The sequence below is a fragment of the Variovorax sp. PAMC26660 genome, from assembly GCF_014302995.1.
Classification (GTDB): domain Bacteria; phylum Pseudomonadota; class Gammaproteobacteria; order Burkholderiales; family Burkholderiaceae_C; genus Variovorax.
Map to the genome: position 1 here is coordinate 595,367 of NZ_CP060295.1, position 16,687 is coordinate 612,053.

Annotated in this window: 14 protein-coding genes; 1 reads left to right on the forward strand and 13 read right to left on the reverse strand. The window is 66.2% G+C overall.

Annotation, left to right across the window (positions count from 1 at the left end):
* The first annotated feature begins 5 nt into the window (after positions 1–5).
* Positions 6–401, forward strand: a complete 396-nt coding sequence (locus tag H7F35_RS02800) for a nuclear transport factor 2 family protein (RefSeq protein ID WP_187111469.1) — start codon at positions 6–8, stop codon at positions 399–401.
* A 41-nt stretch (positions 402–442) separates the two neighbouring features.
* On the opposite strand, the gene H7F35_RS02805 is transcribed toward H7F35_RS02800, so the two are convergent.
* The 13 genes from H7F35_RS02805 to H7F35_RS02865 all read right to left on the reverse strand — a co-directional run bounded on the left by H7F35_RS02805 (position 443) and on the right by H7F35_RS02865 (position 16,650).
* Positions 443–1,006, reverse strand: coding sequence for a hypothetical protein (locus H7F35_RS02805; RefSeq protein WP_187111470.1), 564 nt, complete (start codon positions 1,004–1,006; stop codon positions 443–445).
* Between the two features lie 84 nt (positions 1,007–1,090).
* The gene (locus H7F35_RS02810) at positions 1,091–1,576 is read right to left on the reverse strand and encodes a hypothetical protein (RefSeq protein WP_222622001.1); all 486 of its coding nucleotides are present in this window, start codon (positions 1,574–1,576) and stop codon (positions 1,091–1,093) included.
* A gap of 160 nt (positions 1,577–1,736) precedes the next feature.
* On the reverse strand, positions 1,737–2,909 hold the full coding sequence (locus H7F35_RS02815; RefSeq protein ID WP_187111471.1) for a BMP family ABC transporter substrate-binding protein: 1,173 nt from the start codon (positions 2,907–2,909) through the stop codon (positions 1,737–1,739).
* Between the two features lie 49 nt (positions 2,910–2,958).
* Entirely contained in the window at positions 2,959–3,879 is a 921-nt protein-coding gene (locus H7F35_RS02820) for an ABC transporter permease (RefSeq protein WP_187111472.1), read from the reverse strand.
* A 1-nt stretch (position 3,880) separates the two neighbouring features.
* Positions 3,881–5,032, reverse strand: a complete 1,152-nt coding sequence (locus H7F35_RS02825; protein WP_187111473.1) for an ABC transporter permease — start codon at positions 5,030–5,032, stop codon at positions 3,881–3,883.
* Positions 5,025–6,551 carry an ABC transporter ATP-binding protein gene (locus H7F35_RS02830; protein ID WP_187111474.1) on the reverse strand — a complete coding sequence of 509 codons (1,527 nt, stop codon included), beginning with the start codon at positions 6,549–6,551 and terminating at the stop codon, positions 5,025–5,027. Before H7F35_RS02830 ends, H7F35_RS02825 begins: the two co-directional genes overlap by 8 nt.
* A 101-nt stretch (positions 6,552–6,652) precedes the next feature.
* On the reverse strand, positions 6,653–8,059 hold the full coding sequence (locus H7F35_RS02835) for an NCS2 family permease (protein ID WP_315970467.1): 1,407 nt from the start codon (positions 8,057–8,059) through the stop codon (positions 6,653–6,655).
* 77 nt (positions 8,060–8,136) lie between these two features.
* Positions 8,137–9,129, reverse strand: coding sequence for a LysR family transcriptional regulator (locus H7F35_RS02840; RefSeq protein ID WP_187111475.1), 993 nt, complete (start codon positions 9,127–9,129; stop codon positions 8,137–8,139).
* A gap of 94 nt (positions 9,130–9,223) precedes the next feature.
* The gene (gene xdhB, locus H7F35_RS02845; protein ID WP_187111476.1) at positions 9,224–11,692 is read right to left on the reverse strand and encodes a xanthine dehydrogenase molybdopterin binding subunit; all 2,469 of its coding nucleotides are present in this window, start codon (positions 11,690–11,692) and stop codon (positions 9,224–9,226) included.
* 2 nt (positions 11,693–11,694) lie between these two features.
* Positions 11,695–13,305 carry a xanthine dehydrogenase small subunit gene (xdhA, locus tag H7F35_RS02850; protein ID WP_187111477.1) on the reverse strand — a complete coding sequence of 537 codons (1,611 nt, stop codon included), beginning with the start codon at positions 13,303–13,305 and terminating at the stop codon, positions 11,695–11,697.
* A 179-nt stretch (positions 13,306–13,484) separates the two neighbouring features.
* The gene (locus H7F35_RS02855; protein ID WP_187111478.1) at positions 13,485–14,264 is read right to left on the reverse strand and encodes a sulfite exporter TauE/SafE family protein; all 780 of its coding nucleotides are present in this window, start codon (positions 14,262–14,264) and stop codon (positions 13,485–13,487) included.
* A gap of 152 nt (positions 14,265–14,416) precedes the next feature.
* Complete coding sequence (locus H7F35_RS02860) at positions 14,417–15,670, reverse strand: Nramp family divalent metal transporter (RefSeq protein WP_261803499.1); 1,254 nt, start codon at positions 15,668–15,670, stop codon at positions 14,417–14,419.
* A gap of 65 nt (positions 15,671–15,735) precedes the next feature.
* Positions 15,736–16,650 (reverse strand): LysR family transcriptional regulator, encoded by a 915-nt coding sequence (locus H7F35_RS02865; RefSeq protein WP_187111479.1) that lies wholly within the window; start codon positions 16,648–16,650, stop codon positions 15,736–15,738.
* Positions 16,651–16,687 lie beyond the last annotated feature (37 nt).

The window sequence follows — 16,687 nt, forward strand, 5'->3', positions numbered from 1 at the left end:
AACGCATGCCGATCGACACCCTTGCCACCTGGCACCGGCTCGTCAAGGAACGTGATCTGGCGGGGCTGGACGCCCTGCTCGACGACGAAGCCGTCTTTCATTCGCCGGTGGTGCACAAGCCCCAGGTCGGCAAGAGCATCACGAAGAAGTACCTGTCCGCGGCCTTCCAGGTGTTCTTCAACGAGAGCTTTCGCTATGTGCGCGAACTCAAGGGCGCACACGATGCCGTACTGGAATTCGAGCTCGAACTGGACGGCATCGTCATCAACGGCGTCGACATGATCAAGTGGAACGAAGCGGGAAGGATCACCGAATTCAAGGTGATGCTGCGCCCCCTGAAGGCGGTGAACCTGATCCATCAGAAGATGGGGGCCCAGCTTCTTCAGGCGGCGCAGCCGTAGAGGCGGTCGCGATCAGCGGCGGCGCGCCTGGAGACTCACGGTCACTTCAGGGCTCCGGCCTCGCTGAGCCTCTCGAGCAAGGCCTCGTTGCAGGTCGGCTCAACGTCGTAGCTGAAGTGCATGTAGAGATGCGCCTGCGGTTCGCCACCGCCCCCCAGTTGCAGAAGATGCGCGCCTTCGCTGCTGGTGCAGAACTGCGGGATTGTCTTGTCCGCCGCACCACCCAGCAATGCGCGTTCAGCCGCAACTGAATCTCGCTCACCTGCCTTGAACACCAGCGCCCCGCCCACGAAGGGCACTGCATCCGCAGTTTTCAACGGTGGCAATGCATACGCCCTCACCTGTCGGCCCTTCAGCTCGTCCGAGACGTCTGTCCGCCGCCTTTGCATTCCGGTGATTCGCAGGGAGACGCAACACTTCGCGCCGCCCTGTGCCTGGGCGTGTTGCGCAACGATGTGGTCGTTGCGGCTCAACCGTTCGGTCGTGAACACGGTTCGCCTGCCGTCCGGGCGAACTTCGATCAAACCGGCAGTCGGCTGCGCGGCCGACGCGACGAGGGCCGAGACGAGCAACGCCATCGGCAGGAGGTATTTTTCAAAAGCCATTGTCTGACCAGTGCGGAGGATCGCTGACGAGTTGCTTGACGCCATATGTCGCGCCAACGGAATGAAAGTCGCTTTCTTTCTTGATCAGCACCCCGCCCCCGAGGCGTTCTTGATTTTCTTGTTCTTCACGCCTGAAATCGTCATGTCGATCGCGCTTCGCTCCGTATGCCGGGATGCCAATGCAGGCGGATACACGATACCGTAGGCCGAAGCCATTTCACGGGCCGCGGCTCGGGACTTCTCGGCCGAGCCGTGATCCCACTCGATGTCGACACCAGGCATTGCCGGAACACGCTCCGCGGCGGTGGTGCCATTTGCGATGGCTGCGGCATAGTGCATCAGGTAGGCGCGCTCCCTGGGGCGAAAGGTTGCGGAAATCCTCACCGTCCCACCGGCAGTCCTGATGGCGGCAATGAAGTCATCGGCGTTTCGCCTGAATACCGGTGTCAGATCGTTGGTGGATGTTCCGGTCGGAAACCTTGAAACCCATTTCCGTCCGCTCAATTCATTTCGAGAATTTCCGCTTGCCGTGGATGCGGGCGCAGGCCCGGCTTGAGGCGTTGTAGCCATGTTGATTTCCCCCTGAAAGTCTTATTGATGATTTCGCATTGCCGACGAAAATGCTCGTCGGTAATGCGAATTCATCGTAGACCCACAAGGCCCTGCACAATTTAAAACGGGCCACCCCTTTGCAGGGGTGGCCCGTGAAGTAATCAGCTGTCTTTTGCTTTTACTTCTTGTCGCCGCCCGGCACCTTGCCTTCCACGCCCTTGACGTAGAAGTTCACGCCCGACAGAAACTTGTCATCGGCCACGGCATCCTTGGCGACCACTTCCTTGCCGTCCTGACCCAGGATCGGGCCCTTCCAGATCACGAAGCTGCCGTCCTTCAGGCCCTTCTTCACTTCCTCGACCTTGGCCTTGGCTGCGGCCGGCACGTCGTCGGCGATCGACACGAGGTCGATGGCGCCTTCCTTCACGCCCCACCAGCTCTGGCCGGTGGTCCACTTGCCGTCCAGGGCTTCCTGGGTGGCCTTGATGTAGTACGGGGTCCAGTTGATGACGGCTGAAGCCAGGTGGGCCTTGGGGCCGTAGGCGGTCATGTCCGAATCCCAGCCGAAGGCGCGCTTGCCTTTCTCTTGTGCCGTCTTGAGCACGGCCGGCGAGTCGGTGTTCTGGAACAGCACGTCGGCGCCGCCGTTGATGAGGGCGGTGGCGGCTTCGGTTTCCTTGGGCGGGCTGAACCATTCGTTCACCCACACGACCTTGGTCGTGATCTTCGGGTTGACCGATTGCGCGCCCAGCGTGAAGCTGTTGATGTTGCGCAGCACTTCGGGAATCGGCACCGAGCCGACCACGCCGAGCGTGTTGCTCTTCGTCATCGAGCCGGCGATCACGCCAGCCATGTACGCACCTTCGTACGTGCGGCTGTCGTAGGTGCGCATGTTCTCGGAGGTCTTGTAGCCGGTGGCGTGCTCGAACTTCACGTCCTTGGCGTCGGCAGCGACCTTGAGCATCGGCTCCATGTAGCCGAAGGTGGTGCCGAAGACCAGCTTGTTGCCCTGGCTCACGAAGTCGCGGAACACGCGCTCGGCGTCCGCGCCCTCGGGCACGCTTTCGACGAAGGTGGTCTTGATCTTGTCGCCGAATTCCTTCTCGAGCGCCTTGCGGGCGTTGTCGTGCGCGAAGGACCAGCCGCCGTCGCCCACCGGGCCGACATAGGCGAATGCGATGTTCAGCGGCGCGGTGGTGGCGGGAGCCGGTGCGGCTGCCACGGGCGCGGGGGCCGCGGGTGCGGCCGGTGCTGCCGCTTCTTCTTTCTTGCCGCAGCCCATGAGGGCCGCCGAAGCCACCGCGGTGAAGGCGGCGAGCTTGAGCAGGGAGCGTTTGTTCAGATCATTCATTGTCGGAAATCCTCAAAAAGGACGGGTTGGCAAAAAAACGAGAACGGGATTATGAGCCGGGGTAGAACGGTTTTCCTATGGAAGCCGGCATGTTGATGCGAATGAAAGCCGGGTTGCGCGAGATCAGCGCCAGCACCACGATGGGCGCGATGTACTGCAGCATGCTCAGGAACTGGGGCGGCACGTCGACACCACTGCTCTGCAGGTGAAAGCCCAGCATCGAGACGCCGCCGAACAGGTAGGCGCCCAGCAGCACGCGGATCGGCCGCCAGGTGGCGAAGGTGGTGAGCGCCAATGCGATCCAGCCGCGGCCCGCGACCATGCCCTCGACCCACAGCGGCGTGTAGACCGTCGAGAGGTACGCGCCCGCCAGGCCGCACAGCGCGCCGCCCGCGATCACCGCCATGAAGCGGATGCGCCGCACCGGGTAGCCCAGCGCATGCGCCGACTCCGGCGACTCGCCCACCGAGCGCAGCACCAGCCCGGCGCGCGTGCGGTACAGGAACCAGATCAGCCCGAAGGTCAGCACCACCGCGAAATACACCATCGGGTGATGGCGAAACAGGGCCGGGCCCACGAGCGGGATGTCGCCCAGAACCGGGATCGCGTACGACACGCTTTCCGGCAGCTTGGCCTGCACGAAGTTGATGCCGGCAAAGGCCGAAAAGCCCACGCCGAACAGACTCAGCGCCAGTCCGGTGGCGTACTGGTTGGTGTTGAGCCAGATCACCAGCACACCGAAGAAGGCCGCGAGCAAGGCGCCTGCCGCCATGCCGGCAAGAAAGCCGAGCCAGGGGTTGCGCGTGATGACCACCGTCGCGAAGCCCGCGATGGCGGCGCAGAGCATCAGGCCCTCGGCACCGAGATTGACGATACCGGCCTTCTCGTTGATGAGCAGGCCCAGTGCCGCGATCGCGAGCACGGTGCCTGCGCTCAGGGTGGAGCCGAGCAGGAGTGCGTAGCTGTCCATGTCAGAGGGCTCCCTCGGTCGGGCGCGCGACGGGCGCGGTGATGGGCGTGCTGGTTTGCAGCGAACTCGTGGTCATCGTGGAGGCGGCCGCCTTGGCAGCGGCCTTGCGCCGGATGCGGTAGGCGATGAGCGTGTCGCACGCCAGCAGCGTGAACAGCAGCAGGCCCTGGAACACGCCGGTCAGCGACTTCGGCAGCCCGAGCCGCGACTGCGCCAGCTCCCCGCCGATGTAGAACATGCTCATGAGGATGGCCGAGAACACCATGCCCACCGGATGCAGCCGCCCGACGAAGGCCACGATGATGGCCGCGAAGCCGTAGCCTGCCGGCACATACGGCGTGAGCTGCCCGAGCGGCCCGGCCACTTCGAGCGCACCGGCCAGCCCGGCCGCGCCGCCCGAGGTCAGCAATGCGATCCACACCGCGCGCCGCGCCGAGAAGCCCGCATAGCGTGCGGCGGCCGGAGCGAGGCCGCCCACCTGCTGCGCAAAGCCGGCCCGCGTGCGGAACAGAAACACCCAGAGCGCCCCCGCGCCCACCAGCGCGATGACCAGCCCGATGCTCACGCGCGAGCCCTTGAAGAGCCTGGGAATCTGCGTGACCGCCTCGAAGGTCTTGGTCTGGGGAAAGTTGTAGCCGTTCGGGTCTTTCCAGGGGCCGAAGACCATGTAGCCCAGCAGCAGCGTGGCCACATAGACCAGCATCAGGCTCACGAGAATTTCGTTGGCGTTGAACTTGTCGCGCAGGAACGCGACGATGCCCGCCCACACCATGCCGCCGACGATGCCCGCGACCAGGATGGCCACGACGATCCACTGGCCGGTGTTCTTGTCGGCCAGCAGCGCAACGCCGCCCGCCGCGATGGCACCGAACACGAACTGCCCTTCGGCGCCGATGTTCCAGACGTTGGAGCGAAAGCACACGGCCAACCCGAGCGCGATGATGAGCAGCGGCGTGGCCTTGACCATCAGCTCGCCAATCGCATAGCCGCTCTTGATGGGTTCGTAGAAAAACACCAGCAGGCCCTTCACCGGGTCCTTGCCGAGCGCGGCGAACAGCGCCACGCCGATCAGCACGGTGATGAGCAACGCCAGGATCGGCGAGGCATAAGTCCAGAAGCGCGAAAGCTCCGGGCGGGGTTCGAGCTTAAGCATGGGCAGCCTCCGTGTTCTTCTGCCCTTGCCACAGGCCGCTCATCCATTCGCCGATCTGCGGCAGTGTGGCCGCCGCGCGGTCGATCGAGGGCGAGAGCCGGCCCTTGGCGATCACGTGCAGCCGGTCGCTGATGTCGAACAGCTCGTCCAGTTCCTCGCTGACCACCAGCACGGCACAGCCGGCATCGCGCAGCGCAAGAATTTCGCCGCGGATCAGGGCGGCCGCACCCACGTCCACGCCCCAGGTCGGCTGCGAGACGATGAAGAGCTTGGGGTTGGCATCGATCTCGCGGCCGACGATGAATTTCTGCAGGTTGCCGCCCGACAGCGAGCGCGCCGCCGCATGGGGCCCACCGGCCTTGACGTTGAAGCGCTCGATGATGGAACGCGCATGGCGATCGAGCGCGGCGGTGTTGATCCAGCCGCCCTTGCCCACTGCGTTGCTGCGCGTGAGCAGCAGGTTGTGTGCGAGGCCCAGCGTGGGCACCGCGCCGCGGCCCAGCCGTTCCTCGGGCACGAAGTGCAGGCCCAGCGCACGGCGCGCGCGTGGGCGCAGCCGCCCGGCCGGCTTGTCGAACACCTGCACCATCGCAGGCTCGGCACGCACGTCTTCGCCCGACAGCGTGTAGAGCAATTCCTTCTGGCCATTGCCCGAAACACCCGCGATGCCGACCACTTCGCCCGCGCGCACTTCGAGCGAAATACCGTCGAGGTCGACACCGAACTGGTCTTCCCGTGCCAGCGACAAGCCCTTGACGCGCAGCGCCACCGCGCCCGCATGCACCGGCCGGTGCTGCAATGGCGGCGGCTCGCTGCCGATCATCAGCCGCGACAACGATTCGTTGCTCTCGTTCTGCGGATTGCACACCCCCGTCACCTTGCCGCCGCGCAGCACGGTGCAGGCGGTGCACAGCTCGCGGATCTCGTGCAGCTTGTGGCTGATGTACAGGATGCTGCAGCCTTCGGAGGCCAGCTTGTTCAGCACCGTGAAGAGCTTGATGACGGCCTGCGGCGTGAGCACCGAGGTCGGCTCGTCGAGGATCAGCAGCTTGGGGTTGGTCAGCAGCGCGCGGATGATTTCCACGCGCTGCATCTCGCCCACCGACAACGTGTGCACCGGCCGCGACGGGTCGATGTCCAGGCCGTATTCGCTCGCCTTGGCGGTGATGCTGCGCGCCACCTCGGCCAATTGCAGCGACTTATCGAGCCCCAGCCACACGTTCTCGGCCACCGTGAGCGTGTCGAACAGGCTGAAGTGCTGGAACACCATGCTGATGCCCAGCGCCCTCGCCTGCTGCGGGTTGCGCAGGTTGACGGCCTGGCCGTCGAAGGTGACGGTGCCTTCGTCCGGCTTGACCGACCCGTAGATGATCTTCATCAGGGTCGACTTGCCGGCGCCGTTCTCGCCGAGCACGGCATGGATTTCGCCGGGGGCCACGGCGAGCGAGATGTCGCTGTTCGCCACCACCGCGGGATAACGCTTGGTGATGTGCGCGAGCTGGAGTCTGGGGGTTGTCATGCCGGTTTTCGTGGGTTGTCTCGTTCAACAGCAACAAGGCGGTGTACAGCTATAAGTTTAATAGCGTGTCCGCCACCGGCGGTGGCCCTTTGGCGCTCCGCTCAGTGCGCCCCGACGTAGGCGAACTTGAAGAGGAACACCGCCGCGATGATCCACACCGACACATGCACTTCCCGTGCCCGTCCGGTGAAGAGCTTCAGCACCGCGTACGAGATGAAGCCGAAAGCCAGGCCCGTGGCAATCGAATAGGTAAAGGGCATGGCCAGCGCGGTCAGCGCGGCCGGGATCACCTCGGTCGTGTCTTCCCAGTCCAGCTCGACCAGGTCGCGCAGCATCAGGCAGCCCACGAAGAACAGCGCCGGTGCTGTCGCATAGGCTGGCACCGAGCCGGCCAGCGGCGAGATCATCAGGCAGGCCAGGAACAGCACCGCCACCACCACGGCCGTGAGGCCGGTGCGGCCGCCCGCCTGCACGCCGGCCGCGCTTTCCACATAGGCGGTCGTGCTCGACGTGCCGAGCAGCGAGCCCGCGAAGATCGCGCCGCTGTCGGCCAGCAGCGCCTTGTTCATGCGCTCCATCTTGCCGGGCACCAGCAGGCCGGCGCGCTTGGCCACGCCCATCAGCGTGCCGGTGGCGTCGAACATCTCGACCAGGAAGAACACCAGCACCACGTTCAGGATGCCGCCCTTGAGCGCGCCCATGATGTCCAGCTGCAGGAAGGTGGGCGCAACCGACGGCGGTGCCGAGAACACGCCGCCGAACTTGTTGCCGCCGAAGAAAAAGGACAGCACCGTCACGGCCAAGATGCCGATGAGGATGGCGCCGCGCACCTTGAGCCGGTCCAGGATCACGATGACGAAGAAGCCCAGCGTGGCCAGCACCACGGGCGCCGAGTGCAGGTCGCCCAACGTGACGAAGGTGGCTGGCGATGCCGCCACCACGCCCGCGCTCTTGAGCGCGACCAGCGCCAGGAACATGCCAATGCCCACCGTGATCGCTGTTCGCAGCGAATGCGGTATGCCGTCGATGATCAGCTTGCGCAGCCCCGTCACGGTCACCACCAGGAACAAGCAGCCCGAGATGAACACCGCCCCCAGCGCGACCTGCCATGTGTAGCCCATGCCCAGCACCACCACATAGGAGAAGTAGGCGTTGAGCCCCATGCCCGGCGCCATCGCGATCGGGTAGTTGGCGTACAGGCCCATGATCAGCGTGCCCAGCGCCGCGATGACGCAGGTGGCCACGAACACGGCCCCCTTCGGCATGCCCGCATCGCCCAGGATCGAGGGGTTCACGAAGATGATGTAGGCCATCGTGAGGAAGGTGGTCAGGCCCGCCACCAGTTCGATGCGCACCGTCGTGTTGTGCTCGCTGAGCTTGAACATGCGTTCGAGCCAGCCCGCGGCACCCGGCCCGCTGCCTGCTGCTGCGGTGGTACGGGATCGCGTTTCGGTATGTCCGGGCGTGCCGGACTCGGTGACCTTGGGCACCTCTTCAAACCTGTTCATTTCGCTTGTCTCCAGCTGTTGTATGTGGCGGTTCGTTCATCGTTGCCCCAGTCGCGACGCCGGCGCGACCGAAGGATTCAGGGAGGCTCTGGCAGGCCGGGCGCGTCAGCCGGGCGGGTGCGTGCGGTGGGTGTCGCGAGGGCCGGCCGCAGCGACGCCGCCACGTCCTTGATGCATTCGCGCAGCCAGCGCGCGGAACTCGACGAGTGGGTGCGCTCGTGCCAGAGCTGGTAGTACATGAGGCGCGGCAGCGCCACCGGGCAATCGAGGATCTTCACCGGCAGCCGCGCCGCGAAGCGCTCGCAGTACTGGCGGCCGGTGGTCAGCACCAGCAGGCTCGACGCCACCATGTCGGGGATGAGGCTGAAGTGCGCGCAGCGCGCGGTGATGTTGCGCTGCCGGCCCAGCTCGTCGAGCATCTGGTCGATGATGCCGCGCCCGCCCGGGTGCATGGGCGTGGGCGCGATGTGCTCGGCCGCCAGCCAGGTTTCGAGGTCCCAGCCGCGGCGCACCGCCGGATGGTCCTGGTTGACCAGCGACACCACCTCGTCGCCGAACAGGCGCGCCATGTGCAGGTCTTCCGGCGGCTTGAGCCAGTTGCCGATCACCAGGTCGACCTGCCCGAGCGCAAGGTGGCCGTGGTAGTCGGAGTCGTGCGTGAGCGCATGGATCTCGATCTGGCACAGCGGCGCATCGCGCTTGACCTGCGCCACCAGCATCGGCAGGAACAGCGGGTCCATGTAGTCGCTGGCGGCAATGCGGAAGGTGGTGGCCGCCGACTGCGGCTCGAAGCCGCGCGCATCCGAGAACAGCATCTCGGCCGCGCGCAGGATGCTCGCTGCCGGCTCGATCATGCGCAGACCCGCGTCGGTCGGCACCATGCCGGAACCCGAGCGCACCAGCAGCGGATCGCCCGACAGCTCGCGCAGGCGTTTCAGCGCGGCCGAGACGGCCGGCTGGTACATCCCCAGGCGAATGGCGGCGCGCGAGACGCTGCGGTCGGTCAGCACGGTGTGAAGCACCCGGATCAAATGAAGATCGATCTTGTCGAAAAGCGCCTGGTCTCTCATGGCTGTTCACACCTTTCTTGTCTGTGCGAACAGTTATACAGCGCGGCATTTGGATGAAGTAGGAAAGCTCGGACCGTGCGAGCACGGCCCGTTTTCATTCGACCGATGCAGAGGGCGCTGCCTGGACAGCGGTGACGGCACGAAGAATCGACTCGCTCGTGGCCGGCGCCTTCAGCGGCGGATCGACCTTGTGGTCGCCGGCCGCCGACACCGCATCGCGGATCGCGAAGAACACCGAGAACGGCAGCAGCAACGGCGGCTCGCCGACGGCCTTGCTGCGGTGGATCGAGTCCTCGAAGTTCTGGCCCTCGAACAGGCGCACGTTGAAGACGGGCGGGCAGTCGTTGGCGGTCGGAATCTTGTAGGTGCTGGGGGCATGCGTGGTGAGCTTGCCGCTTTGCGGGTGCCACACCAGCTCTTCGGTGGTGAGCCAGCCCATGCCCTGGATGAAGGCGCCTTCGACCTGGCCGATGTCCACGGCCGGGTTCAGCGACTTGCCCGCGTCGTGCAGGATGTCGGCACGCAGCAGCTTCCATTCGCCGGTGAGCGTGTCGACGATCACCTCGCTCACCGCCGCGCCATAGGCGAAGTAGTAGAACGGGCGGCCCTGCATCTTGTCCTTGTCCCAGCTCAGGCCGGGCGTGGCGTAGAAGCCATCGGACCAGAGCTGCTTGCGGTCGAGATACGCCTCGCCCACCACGGTGCTGAAGGCCAGCGTCTTGCCGTTGACCTCGACCTTGTCGTTGGCAAAGCGCACAGCGCCGGCCTGGCCGCCGTGGCGCTCGGCCGCGCTCTCGGCCAGCCGTTCGCGGATCTGGCGGGCCGCGTCCTGCGCGGCCTTGCCGTTCAGGTCGGCGCCGGTCGATGCGGCGGTGGCCGAGGTGTTCGCCACCTTGGTCGTGTCGGTCGCGGTCACGCGCACGCGCTCGAAGCTCACGCCCAGCTCGTGCGCCACCACCTGCGCCACCTTGGTGTTCAGGCCCTGCCCCATCTCGGTTCCGCCGTGGTTCACGAGGATCGAGCCGTCGGTGTACACATGCACCAGCGCGCCGGCCTGGTTGAAATGCTTCACGTTGAACGAGATGCCGAACTTCAGCGGCGCCAGCGCCAGGCCGCGCTTGAGCACGACGCTCTTCTTGTTGAAGGCCGTGATCTCTTCGCGCCGCGTGCGGTAGTCGCTGCTGGTTTCCAGCTCGGCCACCAGTTCGTGGACGATGTTGTCGGTCACGGTCTGGCGGTAGGGCGTGACGTTGTTCTCCGCCTTGCCGTAGAAGTTGACGCGCCGCACATCGAGCGGATCGCGGCGCAGCTCGCGCGCCACCGAATCCATGATGTTCTCGATGGCGATCGCGCCCTGCGGGCCGCCGAAGCCGCGGAAGGCGGTGTTGCTCTGCGTGTTGGTCTTGCCGGAAAAACCGTGCATGGCCACGTTCGGCAGCCAGTAGGCGTTGTCGAAGTGGCACAGCGCGCGCGTCATCACCGGGCCCGACAGGTCGGCCGAGTGGCCGGCACGCGAAACCATCGTGATTTCGGCGCCGAGGATGCGGCCTTCGTCGTCGTAGCCAACGTCGTACTCGTACCAGAAGCAGTGGCGGCGGCCGGTGATCATGAAGTCGTCGTCGCGGTCCAGCCGCAGCTTGACCGGGCGTTGCAGTTGCCGCGCCGCGATGGCCGCCACGCAGGCAAAGATCGCCGATTGCGATTCCTTGCCGCCGAAGCCACCGCCCATGCGCCGGCATTCCACATGCACTTCATTCGATTGCAGGTGCAGCGCATGCGCCACCAGGTGCTGCATTTCGCTCGGGTGCTGCGTCGAGCAATGGATGTGAAGTGCGCCGCCCTCCTTCGGAATGGCGTAGCTGATCTGGCCTTCGAGGTAGAACTGCTCCTGGCCGCCCACGTCCAGCGTGGCCTTGTGGCGGTGCGGCGCCTTGGCGATGACGGCGCGCACGGCGGCCTCGTCGCCCTGGTTGGCAGCGCCACCGCTGCGCACGATGTGCATCGGCGGCACCACGTACTGGCCGCGCGCATGGGCGTCCTGCGGCGTGATCACGGGCGGCTGCGCCTCGATGGTCATCGCGTCCTTGGCCCTGGCGGCCGCACGGCGCGCGGCTTCGCGCGTTTCGCCGATCACCGCGAACACCGGCTGGCCGAGGTAGCGGATCTCGCCGCCGTCTTTCACGGGCAGCAGGATCGGGTCGTCGTGAATGATCGAGCCGCAGTCGTTGACGCCGGGAATGTCGTCGGCCGTCAGCACGGCGACCACGCCGGGCATCGCGCGGATGACGTCGAGCGACAGCGCCGTGACGCGGCCGTTGGCGATGGGCGACAGCCCCAGCGCGCAGTGCAGCGTGCCGGTGAGTTCGGGAATGTCGTCGATGTAGGTGGCCTCGCCGGCCACGTGCAGGTGTGCCGACTCGTGCGGCCGGCTGATGCCGACGCGCGCGCCAAGGTCATGCGCGAGCGCTTCGGCACCGACGTCGATGCGGGCGGCTGTGTTGGTCAGGTAGTCGGCAAAAGCCTCGGCGGGCTGCAGCAGGCGGGCGTCGATGGGTTTGTTCATGGTCAGACTCCTTCGGCCGCTGTCTTGGGCGCGTGGGGCATCACGCTCCAGACGCTGGTTTCCTCGAGGGACAACGCATCTTCGGTGCGGGTTTCGAGCCAGAGGCGCTGGATCAGGTTCTGCGCCACCTGCAGCCGGTAGTCGGCCGAGGCACGCATGTCCGACAGCGGCTTGAAATCTTGTGCGAGCGCGAGCTTGGCGGTGCTCACGCTGGCCTGGTTCCACGGCTTGCCGACCAAGGCCGCTTCGGCATTCGCGGCGCGCCGCACGGTCGCGGCCATGCCGCCGAAGGCCAGGCGCACGGCCTTCACGGTGTCGCTGCCGTCTTCCAGCTCGATGGCAAAGCCCGCGCACAGCGCCGAGATGTCGCAGTCGAAGCGCTTGCTGATCTTGTAGGCCCGAACCTGGCGGCGCATGGCGGCCAGCGGAATCGCCAGCCCCTGCACGAACTCGCCCGGCTGCAGGTGGTTCTTCATGTAGTCGATGTAGAAGTCGGGCAGCGGCATGCGGCGCACGGCGTCGCCGCGGCGCAGTTCGATCTGGGCGTCGAGCGACATCAGCACCGGCGGCGAATCGCCGATGGGCGAGCCGTTGGCCACGTTGCCGCCCATGGTGCCGGCATGGCGGATCGGCGGCGAGGCGAAGCGCAGCCACACGTCCGACAGGCTGGGCACGCGCGCCACGAGCGCGGCGAAGGCGGATTCGAGCGAGGCACCGGCGCCGATGTACAGCTCGCCGCCTTCGGCGTCGGGGCGGGTTTCGATGGTCTTCATTTCGGCCACATCGCCCACGTAGATGATGTCGCCCAGGTCGCGAAACTGCTTGTTGACCCAGAGGCCCACGTCGGTCGAGCCCGCCAGCAACTGGGCGCGCGGCTTCTGTTCGCGCAGCGCAGCGAGTTGGGCCAGGGTCTTGGGGGCGTGGAAGTGGTCCATGCGGGCGCCCAGTGGGGCGGCGTAGTCCAGACCGTCGTTCTGCAGCGCGGTGAGCGCCGCCACCACGGGCTGCGTATCGAGGCGCACCGAAGGCAGGTCGAACATGCGCTGGCCGGCATCGAGGATCGGCCGGTAGCCCGTGCAGCGGCACAGGTTGCCCGACAGGTCATCGGCCAGTTGCTGGCGCGTGGGCTGCGTGCCCTCGGCCTGGTGGTGTTCGTAGGTGGACCACAGCGACATCACGAAGCCCGGCGTGCAGAAGCCGCACTGGGAGCCGTGGCAATCGACCATGGCCTGCTGGACCGGGTGCAGGTGGTGCACGGGGTGCTTCCTGGCGTCTTGCGTCGTGCATTGGGCCTTGAGGTCTTCGACCGTGAACAGCGCCTTGCCGTGCAGGGTGGGCAAGAACTGGATGCAGGCGTTGACGGTCTGCAGTTGCAGGCCGCCGATGGCGCCCGGCGCGTGGGCATCGGTGGCCAGCTCGCCGATGACGACCGTGCAGGCGCCGCAATCGCCTTCGTTGCAGCCTTCCTTGGTGCCGGTGCAGTGCGCGTCTTCGCGCAGCCAGTCGAGGACCGAGCGCGTCGGATGGACACCGCTGACGTCGACGATCTTTCCGCGATGGAAAAAGCGGACGGGTTGGATCTTGCTATTGCTACTGCTGCTCTCGGTGCTCATGCTTTTCAGGCTCGTGGGGTGGCCCTTTGTGGGCCAGTCATGGACGTTAGCGGCTTGTGGCGGCCTGTACATACCGGCGGGGCCATATTGCGTATGTAGGGGCTGGTATGGCACGTACGGGGAAACCCTTGCGGTCAAGCAGCAATTCTCGGGCCATGCCGCGACGGCGGGCGCGGGAATCAGGCCTGCGCGATCACCACCCAGGCCGTGGCGATCAGCGTCGAGCCCGCGCCCGCGAGCAGGCCGCCGACCAGCCATTTCAGCGTGCGTGGCTGCAGCTTGTTCGGCAGGCGGTGATGCAACCGCGTCGCGCCGTAGACGACCGGCATCGCGCAGCCGGCAAGCAGCGCCGAATACCAGGAGAAATGCCCCGTCGGCACCACGATCACCAGCCGCACGAGCGAGTTGAATGCAAACATCAGCAGCAGCGCCCGGCGCACGAGTTCGCGGTCCAGCGGCTGGCGGTACATGTGGAAGACGATGGGCGGCCCCGAACTGGAAAACAGCCCGCCCAGCACGCCCGACAAGCCACCGATGATGGCAAAGCTCTTCTGGCCCGACACCACGGGCAGCGGCCTCCCCTGCAGCACCAGCAGCAGCGCGCAGGCCAGGATCGACACGCCCAGCAAGCCCCGCAACCACTCCACAGCGCTGCCGCTGAGCCACGTGAGCAGCATGAGTCCGACGATCACGCCGACGGTGCTGCCATTGAGCGCGGGCTTCATCAGTTGCCAGGGCACCACGCCGGGCCGGGCGCGAAAGTACGTCCATGCATTGACCAGACTCAGCACCGTCGCGGCGTTCGCGGTGTCGCTCACGCTCGCGATATGGAACACCGACACCAGGCCGAGCAGGATGAGGCTGAATGCAAAACCCGTCAGGTTCTGCGCATAGGTGGCGAGCGCCACGCACGCCATGAAGACCAGCACGGGGCCGGCCTGGGAAAGAATCGCCTGCACCGGATACGTCGTCAGGGTGCGGTGGAAAGCGCGAGGTGGGAACGGAAGGCGTGGAGGAAGAGAGACGGAAAAGGCATTCGGGGCAAATCAGGACGACGGGAAGGCGCGGGTCGGCGCCCTCCAAGAATACCGCGCGGCAGCAGCGAAGGCTTTCAGCGCACGAGGTCCCAACCCATCATCAGGGCCGCGAACCCCATCAGGGCGGTGCCGCCCCAACCCAGCCAGCGGGTGCGGCGCCCGGAGGTGAAGACCCCCATCACCTTCTCCCGCGTCACCAGGATCATCATCGCCGCCATGATCGGCACCGCGACGACCCCGTTGATCACGGCGCTCCAGTACAGCGCCTTCATCGGATCGATCGGCGTGAAGTCCAGCGCCGTTCCCACCAGCGTGGCCACGGCGATGATTCCGTAGAACTCCTTGGCCTCCCGCCAGTGCCGCTCGAGCCCTTCTTCCCACCCGAAGGCTTCGGCCACGGCGTAGGCCGCCGAAGAAGCCAGCACGGGGACGGCCAGCAGCCCCGTCGCAATGATCCCGCCGGCGAACAGCCAGAAAGCGAAATCGCCCGCCAGCGGACGCAAAGCCTCGGCAGCCTGCGCCGCCGAGGTCACGTCATGCACCCCCGCTGAAAACAGCACCGACGCCCCCACCACCATCACGAAGAACGCGATCAGGTTGGAAAAAGTCATTCCCACCCAGGTGTCCAGCCGCACGCGCCGCAGGTCGCGTCGCACCTCTTTGTCGGTGCCTCGCTGCCCGCCCTTGAGCCGCAATTCCTCAACCTCCTGCGAGGCCTGCCAGAAGAACAGGTAGGGCGAGATCGTGGTGCCCAGCAGCGCCACGAGCATCATCCAGTAGTCGCTGCTCCACTGCAGCTTCGGCACGACCAGGTCGTGCAGCACCCGGCCCCATTCGACCTGCACCACGAACACCGCCGCCACATAGGCGAACAGCGTGAGCGTCAGCCATTTGAGGATGTGGGCCAGCTTGCGGTACGGCACGAACACCTGCAGCAGCACCGTGACCACGCCGAAGATCAGCGAATGAAAGTGCGCGCCGCCGCCCACCACCAGTTGCAGCGCCTCCCCCATGGCGGCGATGTCGGCCGCGATGTTGATGGTGTTGGCCACCACCAGCAGCGCCACCAGCACGATGAGAAAGCTGCGCGGCATGTGCTCGCGCAGGTTGGCCGCCACGCCCTTGCCGGTGACGCGGCCGATGCGTGCCGACACGAGCTGGATCGCCACCATGAAAGGCAGCGACAGGAACACGGTCCAGAGCAGGCCAGTGCCGAACTGGGCGCCGGCCTGGGTGTAGGTGGCAATGCCCGACGGGTCGTCGTCGGCCGCGCCAGTCACCACGCCGGGGCCGACGTGGCGCAAAAAGGAGGGAATGCGTTTCTTCATGTTGGCCGATGGTGGCATGCCGAGGCTGACCGGCACATGAACCCCGCGTGCCGGATGCAGACGGATCAGGCCTTTTCGGAGAACAAAGCCACGATCACCTGCCGCAGCCAGCGGTTGCCCGGGTCGGCCTCGAAGCGCTTGCTCCAGTGCAGCGACACGGTGAAGTCGCGCAGCGGAAACGGCGGCTCGACGATGGCGTAGTGGCCCTCTTCGGCAAAGCCGCGCGCGATGTTGCGCGGCATCACCACCGCCAGGTCGGTGGCGCGCACGATGGCCGGCAGCACCATGAAGTGCTCGGTCGTCAGGCGCAGGCGGTCCTCGAGGTTCAGCAACTGCAGGATGCGCAGGGTCTCGGCATGCGTGCGCACGGCCACGTAATCAAGCTCCTGCAGGGCTTCGAGCAGCGCCTGCCCGCTGCGGCGGCGTTTCACGAAGGGGTGGTCCTTGCGCAGCAGCACGATGTAGCGGTCTTTCAGCAACTGGGCGCGCTGGGTGTCCTTCACCTTGGGCAGGAAGCCGAAGGCGAAGTCGACCCGGCCGCTGTCGAGCGCGGTCGCAATGTCGCCGACGGCCAGCGGCATGGTCTCGACCCGCACACCCGGCGACAGCTCGCGCAGCCGTGCCATCAGCGCCGGCAGGAAGCGGCCTTCGCCGATGTCGCTCATGTGGATGCGAAACAGCTTGCGCGAGGCGGCCGGGTCGAAGCGCTCGGGCTCGGCCAGCGCCTGCTGCAGCAAGGTCAGCGCCGACTGCACCGACACCGCCAGCCGCTCCGCCCGCGGCGTGGGCGCCACGCCGCCGGGCGAGCGCGTGAAGAGCGCGTCGCCCAGCAGCAGCCGCAGCCGCGTCAGGCCATGGCTGGCTGCGGGCTGCGTCAGGCCCAGGGCCTCCGCCGCGCGGCTCACGTTGCGGGTCCGGTAGACCGCATCGAAGAGCCGCAGCAGGTTCAGGTCCACCGTGTCGATATGCACTGAGTTCATATTGGATAGCCTTTTTATCTTATTGAAGTATGGCGGC